This is a genomic window from Massilia terrae, from assembly GCF_024753145.1.
GTDB lineage: Bacteria > Pseudomonadota > Gammaproteobacteria > Burkholderiales > Burkholderiaceae_D > Telluria > Telluria terrae.
On the sequence record NZ_JANUGU010000029.1, the window covers coordinates 1 to 627 of the forward strand.

The 627-nt window shown below is 67.9% G+C and carries 1 protein-coding gene; it reads right to left on the reverse strand.

The window, feature by feature from the left end:
• Window positions 1-627 (reverse strand): VCBS domain-containing protein (locus tag NX778_RS24535; RefSeq protein WP_258814440.1); only part of this gene is annotated, 627 nt, incomplete at both ends.

Consider the following 627-nt stretch of genomic DNA (forward strand, 5'->3'; position numbering starts at 1 on the left):
CACGGCTTCGCCGGCGTCGACGTCGCTCACGGTCAGGGTGCCGCTGGCGTTTTGCACGCCGTCTTCGCCGACAGCGCCGTTGCCGTTGCCGCTGATGCTGGCGGCGTCGTTGGTGCCGGTGACGTCCACGTGCAGCTTGGCGCTGGCGGTGCCGTCGGCCGAGGTGACGGTAATTTCGTCCGACACGACCTTGCCCGCGTTCAGGGCCTGCACGTTGGTGTCGCCGTTGCGCAGCGTGTAGGCCCAGTCGCCGGTGGTGCTGTTGAAGCTGAAGTCGCCGTAGGTGCCGTGCAGCGAGGCCGGATCCTTGAACAGGGCTTCGCCGGTGTCGACGTCGCTCACGGTCAGGGTGCCGCTGGCGCTTTGCACGCCGTCTTCGCCGACAGCGCCGTTGCCGTTGCCGCTGATGCTGGCGGCGTCGTTAGCGCCGGTGACGTCCACGTGCAGCTTGGCGCTGGCGGTGCCGTCGGCCGAGGTGACGGTGATTTCGTCCGACACGACCTTGCCCGCGTTCAGGGCCTGGACGTTGGCGTCGCCGTTGCGCAGCGTGTAGGTCCAGTCGCCGGTGGCGCTGTTGAAGCTGAAGTCGCCGTAGGTGCCGTGCAGCGATGCCGGATCCTTGAAAAC